The following is an 8,715-nucleotide window of genomic DNA, read 5'->3' as shown; positions in this document are numbered from 1 at the left end:
AATGGCGATATTCGCTATATTGCCATGCAGTTCAGTAGGTTAGAAGCATTCCTGGGGGCCGGTCTCACGGATTCAGGTATCTGAAAGACCTACATCAAGTCTCTCTTGTGGTCTCTCTGTTGGCTACACCTGTGAGTGACATCCACAAGATCACTTGATGAAACCATCCTAAACGGTTCTGACATGGATTGTGATGATGACTGATGATCAGTTGTCTGAAGCATTCTGTCAGCTCCCACCATCTTGTCGGCCACTCCCTGAGCCGACCATGAGTCAACCTCCAAGTTAACCCAGTGACATCCTCGAAGGCGATTGGTCAGGTAGGCGGTATGTATCCGCTCACTGGTCTGTCTGCCTGAAGGGAGCCAGTCGCTTTCGACGATGAAGGATACAGCCATGAAACCAGATATCAGAATTTACACCGACGGTTCTTGCCTGAACAACGGATCGGAGTTCGCCCCAGGTGGTTGGGCAGCGGTGTTAGAGAACGACCACAAGCAACTCCGAATTAGTGGACGAGAATGCCCGACGACCAACCAGCGGATGGAGCTGATGGCTATTATCGAGGGCCTGAAGGCGATCCGACGCAGTGGCAAGGTCATAAGCATCTACACAGACAGCGCCTATGCCCGGAATGGGTGCATCACTTGGCGACACAATTGGAAGAAGAACGGCTGGAAGAAGAAGTCCGACAAGAAACCCGTTGAGAACCTTGATCTCTGGAAGCAGTTGGATGAGCTTCTGGATCAACATGAGGTGACGCTGCTTAAGGTGAAAGGGCACAGTGGCCATCCGCAGAATGAGCTAGCCGATAGCATGGCTGTAGCAGCTGCTCGCGGGCAGGTCTTCAAAGGCTACCGACAGGTCGGTGACTACCAGTTCGACTGGAGGGAAGCCGCATGACGAGAAAGGCTGCTGGCTACTCTTTCAGGGCGACTGACAAGCGGAGCAAACCGATTCTGCCTGAAGTCAGGCCAAACAAGCGATATCGGCGGAAGAGGAAACAGGTTAGCTGACCCGGAATTTTTCCGGCAAAAATCTAAGGCGGTATTATACACGCCGCGAGACGAAACTCCCCCCGTGGCCCCGGGCATGGGCCTGTGAAAATGATACCAGGTGGGGGCATGGCGTAGAGGAGACTGCTGGCGCGGGTGCATGATGGCAACTTGTGCGCCAGCCTCCAATCATGAGTCAGATGTAGATGGTGTTTAGGCAGGTCATGCAGCCGCACCCATCTTGATGGCCCGCTGAACTGTACTTGGAGCACACCCAGCCAGTTCCGCCGTCTTGCGAATACTGAAGCCTTTGGCTCGCAGCTCCCTGATCTTTTCATGTAGCGCCTCATCAGCGGGACGCCCCTTGTAGATGCCCTTAGCCTTGGCTTGCTCGATCCCTTGGGCCTGACGCCTCCTGCGGTCCTCGTAGTCCTTCCTGGCGATGGCTGCCAGCATGTCCAGCAGCATGGCGTTCACGGCATCCAGCATCCTGGCAGTGAAATCGTCTCCGCTGGTCACTCGCATAGCAGCATGGCTCGTTGGCAGGTCAAGGGACACCACTCTCACACCAGCCTTCTGAATGGCGCTCTTCAGCGTTTCCCAGTCATCGCGGGTCAAGCGGGTGAGTCGGTCCACCTGTTCGATAAGGAGGACATCTCCAGGCCCCGAGTCGGACAGCAGACGCATCAGCTCGGAACGCTCTGCCTTCGTGCCACTGACGTTTTCGGTGTACCACGCCGCCACGCGAGCGCCATGCTCCTGTGCAAACCTGCTGAGGGTCTCACGGGCTCGATCGGCGTTCTGGTCCTCGGTGGAGGCCCTCAAGTACCCACGGATAAAGATGTATGGTGACATCGTTCGCTACCTCTCTCACAACCCCTGTACTCATATGGGTGTGATGATTTATAGCGTATCCGTTTGGGTTGTCAATAGCGCTATATCGGTACAGTCGGACCCGGCGTATGACCGTGCGCGTTGAGGTATACACAAAAAGGTACGACTTGGCGAAGATGAGTGCTATGTCAGAACTTCAAAACTAACACCCACCTTGCTGCACGATGCGAATCCTACTACTTGGCTACAGCTTCCAAGCTCTCTTGTTCTTCCACTTCTTCCTCAGCAGAAGGAGAACCAGCAGCTTCATGCTCAGCGATAAGCGGTGTAACGTCACTCCACTCTTCCATGCGGAACACGTGAACCCGCCTCACATACTGACAAAAAACGGGAGCCTGAGACTTTAAAGTGCTCTGCAGCTGCATTATCGCGTTAATCGGGTCTTTTTCAGACTCTGTGTGGTACAGAGAGCCTTGCGGATGTGCAGTAAATCCACACGAACTCAATGCATTAGGGATTTCAGTCTGGTACAGGTTGGTTATTTGAGAGTTAGTGAATCCACTATCCCGCATACCTTTAGTATCAATGTCAAAGGCGATTGCATACTGAGCCATCGTAGTTCTCCTTGCTGTGTGATTTTTGAGCGATTCGCTTCTGTTTTGGTGTATTGTTTTTTTCGATTACAGGTGGTTATAAACGCTTTGGCCACCGCCGTAGTAGCTGGTCATCAGGTGGTGAAAAGCCGCATCACATTTCTCGTTGTAGATGGCTTCCTCGAAGCTATCCGGTAGTCCCCGGTCGAAGACGATTTCCAAGGTCCGGCGGACATCGCCCTTAGCCTGGGCCTTCTTCCGCCAGTCCAGCACCAGCTTCTCCTTCTTGAGGGTCTCCAGCAGCTCCCGACACATTGCCTTCACCTGGGCTACCTCCTTGTCGGTCATCTCCGGTGCTGGCTTGGTAATGATATCGAACAGCGCCAGCTCCTCCTCGGTGAGCCCCTCACGGATTGCACGCTGGTCTTCTTCCTGCAGCTCCTCGGTGAACTTCATCAACTGCTGGAAGAAGGCCTCGATATTCAGGCTGCCCGAGTTGTACTTCTCAATCAGCTTTTGCAGCTTCTCCATGAAGTCGGTGCGGCTGGGGTTCTTGGCCACCATGCTCTCCAACTTCTGGTTCAGCAGCGCCCGTAGCTTCTCGGCCTCGGTGCGCTTCTTGCCCTTGTTGAACCGCTCCTTGAGCTTCTCGAAGTCAATCTGGCTGAGATCGAAGAGCTTCTCCTCGTCCGTCTCCTCGATGACGTAGGGCACCGGGGCTACCGACTGATCCAGCAGGTCATCCACCTCCCGCATCACCTGGGAGATGTCCACCTCGGGCTCCAGCGCCTTGATCTTTTGGGCTAGCACCGAGAGGAGCACTGCATCGGGTGCCAGCTCATTGGCTAAGGGGTCGGGCAGGATGGCGCGATAGACTCGGGAAGTGGCCCTGGCGAGGTTCAGGAAGGCCTTCTTGGTCTCCTCGCTCTCAAGCAGCTTCTCCACTGCATCGTCCAACAGGGCGACCTTGTCGAAGCCTCCTGCCGCTTGGATCGCCACAGGGTCTATCTGTTTCTCGGTGAGGAAGGTAATGCCCTTGGTCAGCAAGTGCTTGAGGTACTCCACCAGCTCGGCTTTTTGCTGAATTGGTGTGTCGGTGTCCTGGGGCGGTGTATCACCGTACCCGGCCCTCGGTTCGGCTACCTGGGATGAAGCACCACCGTAGATGGCCAGCGCCTCCTGCAGCTTCCTGAAGACACCCGCGTAGTCCACGATCAGGCCCGCTTCCTTGCCGGGGTACTTGCGGTTGGCCCTGGCGATGGTCTGCATCAAGGTGTGGTTCTTCATCGGCTTATCAAGATAGATAGTCGAGCAGGACGGGACATCGAAGCCGGTGATCCACATGGCGCAGACGAACACCAACCGCAGCGGTCCATCAGGATCCTTGAACTGCTCGTCGAGGTCTTCCTCTACCATGCGCTTGCGGTGGGGCAGGATGTCGAGACCTTTGTCCGCCAGCTCCTTCACCTCGTTCTGACCCTGGGAGACCACCACCGCCATATCGGTTGTCTCCAGCACCCTGATTTTGTGCCTGAGAGCCTCTTGCTGCTCCTTGGGGGCCGTTGCCAGGTCAGCCTGAAGTCGGGCCAGGTAGTCTTTCCAGTGGGCCTGTACCTTGTCGTACATCTTCACGGCGGTGGCCTTGTCGATGCAGACCATCATGGCCTTGCCCTGATGCCCCCTGCCGACGAAGTGCTGTACCAGATCCTCGGCGATGGCCTCCAAACGGTCGTCACGGGTGATCAGGTGATACTCACGGGCGAATACGCGCTCGACCTTCTTCTCCTGATCCTCGTCCAGCTCGGCATCTTCCAGCAGCCGAGTCAGATCGTCGTTGAGGTTCTCATTGATCAGCTGCAGCTCGGGGATACGGTTCTCGTAGTAGAGGGGCACCGTGGCCCCATCGGCGATGGACTGTCCGAAGTCGTAGACAGAGATGTAGTCCCCGAACACCTCCTTGGTCTTCTCCTCACCAGCCATCAGCGGTGTCCCAGTAAAGCCCAGGAAGGCAGCATGGGGCAGCGCTGTCCGCATGTTCATCGCCAGGGTGTCGTACTGGGAGCGGTGAGCCTCGTCGGTGATGACGATGATATCCTGGCGGTCGGAGAGCTTGGGGTAGGTCTCGCCCTGCTTGGTGCCGAACTTCTGGATCAGTGTGAAGACGTAGCGGTGATCCTCGCTGAGCAGCTGCTTGAGGTGAGCACCGCTGTCGGCGTGAGCCTCCACTTCGTTGACTGCACCCGTAGCAGCGAACGTCTTGTAGATCTGCTCGTCCAGCTCGTTGCGGTCGGTGACGATCACGAACGTCCAGTTGCCGGGAATGGTACGGTGAATCTTCTGAGTGAAGAACACCATGGAGAGCGACTTGCCCGAGCCCTGGGTATGCCAGAAGACCCCCAGCCGACCGGCCTCACCGGCAGGGCGATCCTTGATCCGTTGCAGCTCGGCGATCGCCTTGTTCACCCCGAGGTACTGGTGGTTCTTGGCAATCTTCTTGATGGTGCCGCCCTGGGCTTCCTCGAACACCGTGAAGTTCTCCACGATATCCAACAGCCGCGTCCGCTCGGCAATACCCCGGATGGCAGTCTCCAGGGAAACCACGCCTTTCTCACCCTCATCGTTGATCCTCTTCCACTCGAAGAGATGCTCCCAGGGGGAGAAGGTGCTGCCCACCAGCGTCTCGGAGCCGTTAGAGAGCATCACCACGGCGTTGTAGGTGAACAGCTGGGGGACCACCGAGCGGTAGTCGCTCAGGTTGCCGTCATAGGCAGCTTTGAGGGTCTTGTGGCTGGCCTTCAACTCCACGAACAGCAGTGGCAGCCCGTTCACGAAGCCGACCAGATCGGTCCGCCGGGTATGCAGCTCACCCCGCACCCAGAACTGCGAGGTCAGCAGGAAATCGTTCTCCTCAGGCTGGCTCCAGTCGATCACCCGCACCGTTTCGATAGCGGTGCCACCATCGTCTTCGGACACCTCAACCTTTACGCCATCCTTGAGCAGCCGGTAGACTTCCAGGTTGGCGTTCACCGCCAGCAACTTGGAGCGGTCGCGGGTCAGCTCCTCGATGGCCTTCTCCAGGGCATCGGCGGGCAGCTCGGGGTTGAGCTTCTCCAAGGCCACGCGCAGCCGGGGCACCAGCACCACATCCTGCTGTGTCTGCCGTCCCTCGCTCGATACCGTACCCGACCACTCTCCGTAGAGATTGGCGGTATCCCAGCCCAGATCAGCGAACAGCTCGATAGCGGGCTGCTCGACCAGGGCATCTTCAGAGTAGGCGTAAGCGGGGGATGGCGGGGGCGTCATGCGGCTTCGACCTCCTTGTCTTCGGGCATGGTGATGTCGGATACGTCGATTTCACCGGAGACCAGCTTGGGGAGGAGCAGATCGCGCTGGGCGCGGAGGTTAGCGTTCTTTCGATCCAGCCTGTGAATCAGACTTCTCATCGGCGCGACTGCTTTATCAAAGTCAGAGAGGATGTCTCTCTTCGGCACTATGATCTTTGCCTCTTTAAAGTCAGCAGCCTTCACAGCAGGGTAAGCTGCTCCGGTAGCTCGGTTAACTAAGTAGCTAACGAATTGATCAGCCCGGACATGCTGGTACAGGTAGTGCTTGGAGACACTCCCGGCTCTCAGCACAGCAAAGCCAGTCGAAGCAACAGTATTTTCCCTCGGTTCAACGATCATTGCGCATGAGCGGCGATTAGGCCTAACACAAGACCAGAGGACATCACCAGATCTGACGATTCGCCTTGCTCTCCCTGGCGCGTTGGCGAATTGCATCGTCTCAGCTTTATCGATTTGTCCTGGCGATACGGACGCTATGTCAATGTAATGGATCTCATCGGGAGCAGACTTCGGCTTGATAACTTCTGGGTTAATCTGAGCAACATCACCAAGCTCCTTAATCTCCCACCCCTCAGGAATCTCCCCAAGCTCACTCTCCTTGAAGCTCACTTTCTCATGCCCAGGGAAGCGGAAGTGGACGAACCACTCCTCGTACAACCGCCGGGCCATCTCCTCAAGAATCTTGATGCGGCGCGTATTGTTTTCGATCAGGTCGTCGTAGGCTGCGAGGACGGATGCGATGGCCTTTTGGGTCTCCAAAGAAGGCACCACCACTGGCACCTCGCTAAAGGCAGTCTTATTGATGATTGGAGTCGCCGCTCCTCCAGCCAATGATTTAACGTGTTCTGATATATAGCAGAGCAAGTAATAAACGAACTCAGGACTGTGCTTCTTCTGATCGACAACAATGCTATTGATTTGCTGGTTGGTAAAACTCTCCTCAGAAGTTAAACACAGCTTACCAATGGTCGCGCCGATACAGACAAAGCATGGTGTTTTCGGCGGCAGCTTTATTCTCGAAAGGCTCTCAGCTCCCGCGTCAGAAATTCCGCGCTCAGGCCAAATGGACCGGTCAGAAAAAGCCATATCAGTCGGGGTTATAAACGGATATTTATCACCAAACAGCTCTGGCTTGCTAGATGGCGGAGTCCTCCCCGTCACAATTCGCCCCAAGTCCCCAAGAGCAATCTGCTCCCATTCTTGGCATAACGTGCTGCTCACGCTGGCACCTCCAGTAAGCGGGCGACATTTTGGCCAATCTGGTCTTCAAGCTCTCTTGCTTCAGCGTTTAGCACTTCTAGTTCTTCAGCCAGCTCTTCCAGCCGCTCAGCAAAGTCCACATCCTCGGCGTCTCTTGCAGCTGCCCCGACATAGCGCCCAGGATTCAATGACCAGCCCTGCGCCTCGATCTCTCCCCGAGTCGCCACCTTGCAGAGTCCAGGCACATCAGTGTACCCCTCGCTCAGCCCCTTCTCGGCCAGCAGCGGCTCACTGCCCTGATCCAGCTCGATCTCTTCGCCACGGTAGAGGCGGACGATATTGGCCAGGAACTCGATCTGCTCCGGTAGCCAGTCCCGGTGTGCCCGGTCGACCTGGCGATAGAGGTGGCGAGCATCGATGAACAGAACCTTGTCGCCGCGCTCGGTCCCACTCTTGGCCCGGTCGAAGAACCACAATGTGCAAGGCAGGGTAACTGTGTAGAAGAAGTTCGGCCCCACCGAGACGATCACGTCCACGGCACCGGACTCGATCAGCTTCTGGCGAATCACCTGCTCACTGCCTCGGGCATCTCCTGCCGAGTTGGCCATGACGAAGCCAGCCCGCCCGGTGGGCTTCAGGGCCGCGTAGAAGAGCTGGATCCAGAGGTAGTTGGCGTTGTCGGTCTTGGGCATCCCGAAGGGGAACCGGGGGTCGCCCTCAAGACGCTCCTTGTCCACTCCCGAGACGTTGAACGGGGGATTGGCCATCACGAAGTCGAAGAAGCCCTCACCGTTCTTGTAGACCGAGCCGTGAGGATCCTCGTAGTAGGTGTTGGACACCCGCACATCGCCAGAGAGGCCATGAACCGCGAGGTTCATCTTGTTGAGGTTGACGGTGGTCTGGTCTTTCTCGGTGCCGAAGATGGAGATTTCGTCCATGGCTGTCTTGTGGTGACGCTCCACGAAGTCTGCCGAGTGGACGAACATGCCGCCTGACCCACAAGCCGGGTCGAAGATGCGACCGTGGTAGGGCTCGATGATCTCAACGATCAGCTTGACGATGGACTCGGGGGTGTAAAAGACACCGCCTTTCTGGCCTTCCTTCAGTGCGAAGTTGCCGAGGAAGTACTCGTAGACCTTGCCGAAAGCGTCTCCTGACAGATCAACCGGAGCGAGCTGCTTGAGCAGTTCCTGCAGCACCCAGTTCTCCAGGCGCGTGTAGGTGCGCGGCAGGGCACCTTTGAGGTCGGGGTTTTCGTCCTCGATGGCCTTCATGGCATCGTTGATAGCCTTGCCGATGTTGTCGCCCTCGGTGAGCGACAGCAGGTGCGAGAAGCGGGCGGTCTCTGGGAGGAAGATCACCCCCTCGGCCAGGTAGTCATCTTTGCTCACCTTGCGGCGGCCACCGGAACCCACCGGCCCGAGCTTCTCCTCGGCGGCTGAGTACTTCTTGTCGGCGTACTTCAGGAAGATGAGCCCCAGCACGGGGGTCGAGAATTCAGCGGGCTTGAGGCCAGTGTTGGCCCATAACTGGTCAGCTGCTGCCCATAGGCGCTTCCCCACGTCTCCGTTAACCAAGGTGTACTGCTCCTAATGCTTATTGATCATGCTTTGTCTGATATTAGCTAGGCATCTTACTACAGCAACCCCTTCCCCTGGCAGGTGAGCAAGGCAACCCACCGCCCCCGTAACTGATGCGTGGCGTCATTATATGCAGAGGTGGATCTTAAGTAGTTGATTTTAAAGGCTT

The 8,715-nt window shown here is 56.7% G+C and carries 6 protein-coding genes; 1 reads left to right on the top strand and 5 read right to left on the bottom strand.

Translation table 11 applies throughout. The features are described from left to right. Positions 1–396: 396 nt before the first annotated feature. Positions 397–903, top strand: a complete 507-nt coding sequence (gene rnhA / locus G7A98_RS08080) for a ribonuclease HI (protein ID WP_163649143.1) — start codon at positions 397–399, stop codon at positions 901–903. A gap of 314 nt (positions 904–1,217) precedes the next feature. Here the strand turns inward: rnhA and G7A98_RS08075 are convergent, their stop codons facing one another. The 5 genes from G7A98_RS08075 to G7A98_RS08055 form a co-directional block, all read right to left on the bottom strand. Further along, complete coding sequence (locus G7A98_RS08075; protein ID WP_240464703.1) at positions 1,218–1,850, bottom strand: recombinase family protein; 633 nt, start codon at positions 1,848–1,850, stop codon at positions 1,218–1,220. 215 nt (positions 1,851–2,065) lie between these two features. After that, a complete protein-coding gene (locus G7A98_RS08070) occupies positions 2,066–2,443 on the bottom strand; it encodes a hypothetical protein (RefSeq protein ID WP_163649142.1) in 378 nt (125 codons plus the stop codon). Between the two features lie 66 nt (positions 2,444–2,509). Next, a complete protein-coding gene (locus G7A98_RS08065) occupies positions 2,510–5,725 on the bottom strand; it encodes a type I restriction endonuclease subunit R (protein ID WP_163649141.1) in 3,216 nt (1,071 codons plus the stop codon). Beyond that, positions 5,722–6,987 carry a restriction endonuclease subunit S gene (locus G7A98_RS08060; RefSeq protein WP_163649140.1) on the bottom strand — a complete coding sequence of 422 codons (1,266 nt, stop codon included), beginning with the start codon at positions 6,985–6,987 and terminating at the stop codon, positions 5,722–5,724. The genes G7A98_RS08065 and G7A98_RS08060 overlap by 4 nt, the downstream gene beginning before the upstream one ends. After that, entirely contained in the window at positions 6,984–8,543 is a 1,560-nt protein-coding gene (locus tag G7A98_RS08055; RefSeq protein ID WP_163649139.1) for a class I SAM-dependent DNA methyltransferase, read from the bottom strand. The genes G7A98_RS08060 and G7A98_RS08055 overlap by 4 nt, the downstream gene beginning before the upstream one ends. Between the last annotated feature and the right edge of the window lie 172 nt (positions 8,544–8,715).

The sequence above is a fragment of the Modicisalibacter sp. 'Wilcox' genome (genome assembly GCF_010993675.1).
GTDB lineage: Bacteria > Pseudomonadota > Gammaproteobacteria > Pseudomonadales > Halomonadaceae > Modicisalibacter > Modicisalibacter tunisiensis.
This window is presented reverse-complemented; position numbering and strand designations above follow the sequence as displayed.